The organism is Acidithiobacillus sp. IBUN Pt1247-S3, assembly GCF_041146875.1.
In the GTDB taxonomy this organism is placed as follows: domain Bacteria; phylum Pseudomonadota; class Gammaproteobacteria; order Acidithiobacillales; family Acidithiobacillaceae; genus Igneacidithiobacillus.
On record NZ_JBFRXP010000058.1, the window covers coordinates 1 to 1,850 of the forward strand.

Sequence of the window (1,850 nt, forward strand, 5' to 3'; positions counted from 1 at the left end):
CGCGTTGCCTCAGAGGATGAGCAGGTGTTTTGTTATCTGCTGAGAAAATAAAGGGAAAGTATGAAAAAAACTCTCTCTATTGCCCCGATGATGGATTGGACCGACCGCCATTGTCGGGCCTTTTTGCGCCTGGTTTGCCCCAGTTGCGTGCTCTACACCGAGATGGTCACCACCCCGGCCATTCTGCTGGGCAAAACCCCCGAGCGCTATCTAGGCTTTAGCGCTTTGGAACAGCCCGTGATTTTGCAACTGGGCGGAGAGGACCCCGAGGCCATGGCGCGGGCGGCGCAGGTGGCCCGGGATTACGGTTATACCGGGCTCAACCTCAATTGCGGTTGTCCCTCGCCACGGGTGCAAAAGGGGCGCTTTGGCGCCTGCCTGATGCAGACCCCCGCCCTGGTACGCGAGCTTATGGATGCCCTGGCCAGCAGCGGTCTGCCCGTCAGCGTCAAGCACCGTCTGGGTCTGGATCGCCAGGAGGACTATGCCAGTTTGGCCCGATTTGTGGAGACCGTATCCGCGGGGGCCTGCCAGCACTTTATCGTCCATGCCCGCAACGCTTGGCTCAAGGGCCTGAATCCCGCCGCCAACCGCGAAGTCCCGCCCCTGCGCTGGGACTGGGCGGCGCAGCTCAAGCAGACCTATCCGCATCTGCGCATAGAGCTGAATGGCGGCTTGCGCACGGTGGATCAGGTCCTTGGGCAACTACCGGGGGTGGACGGGGTGATGCTGGGTCGGGCGGCCTATCACCAGCCCTTGCTGCTGGCGGAAATCGAGCTGGCCCTGGGGCGGCGCGCTACGCTCCCCACGCCAGCAGAGCTACTGTGCGCCTTGGAGGACTATGCCGGACCCTGGGGCGAGACCCTGCCGGCCCCACGTCTCACCCGCCACCTGCACGGGCTGTACTACGGTACCTCTGGGGCCAAGGCTTGGCGCCGCTACCTGGGGACAGCCCGGCCCACTGAATCGGCCTGGGCCTTCCTCCAGCGCAGTCGGCATTGGCAGGAGGCGGAAATGGTGGCGTCCAGCCCCAGCAGGTGGTCCCATGAACGATGCCGTTAGCCAAGTGCGCCCTTGGGTGGCCTTTGATTTGGATGGGACACTGACCCGCCAGGAAACCCTGGCCCATTTCCTCTATTACAGCCTGGGTCCGTGGCGGGCTAGCCGCCTGCTCTTGCGCTCTTTGCCGGATTTGCTGGCCTATGGCTTGGGTCGGCAGAGCAATGCCCAGACCAAGGAACGGGTTTTGCGCCGCTGCTTGGGGGGGCAGGACTACGCCCTGGTGGAGGAGCAGGGCCGGAGATTTGCCCAACAAGGCCTGAGCCCGCTGCTCCTGGCCCCTGTTTGGCAACGCTTTTTGGCCCACCGCCAGCGCGGTGATCGCCTCGTGCTGGTGACTGCCACCTTGGGCGTTTATGCCCGTCCCTGGGCCTTGGCCGTGGGCTTTGAAGCGGTCATTGCCACGGAACTGGAGCGAGATACCAACGACCGGGTGACGGGGCGTCTGCTGGGGCCCAACTGCTTCGGCCCGGAAAAGGCCCGCCGCCTGCAAACGGAATTGCAGATCGCGTCCCTGGACTACGCCTACGGCAATAGCCGGGGCGACCGCGAGATGCTGGCCCTGGCCCGCCACCCGGTCTGTATCTGCAAGGCCAACGGTTACGGCCGCGACTTGTCCGACTGGCCCGGCGCGTAGCGGTGCTATGTTATATATATCTATAATGTTACGTTAAACATCATTTGCTTTACCCCTAAATCCGCGATTGCTGCTAAGAGATAGATAGATAAGGCCCCGATCTGCAAGCCTTTCTGGTAGAATAAGCTTATCGAGAGCTTCACCCAGAAGGTGA

Annotated in this window: 2 protein-coding genes; both read left to right on the forward strand. The window is 62.5% G+C overall.

All coding sequences use genetic code 11. From position 1 onward, the window contains the following. The first annotated feature begins 60 nt into the window (after positions 1–60). Complete coding sequence (gene dusA / locus AB4090_RS14980) at positions 61–1,062, forward strand: tRNA dihydrouridine(20/20a) synthase DusA (RefSeq protein ID WP_369574678.1); 1,002 nt, start codon at positions 61–63, stop codon at positions 1,060–1,062. Further along, on the forward strand, positions 1,046–1,696 hold the full coding sequence (locus AB4090_RS14985; protein WP_369574679.1) for an HAD-IB family hydrolase: 651 nt from the start codon (positions 1,046–1,048) through the stop codon (positions 1,694–1,696). The genes dusA and AB4090_RS14985 overlap by 17 nt, the downstream gene beginning before the upstream one ends. The last annotated feature ends 154 nt before the right edge of the window (positions 1,697–1,850 follow it).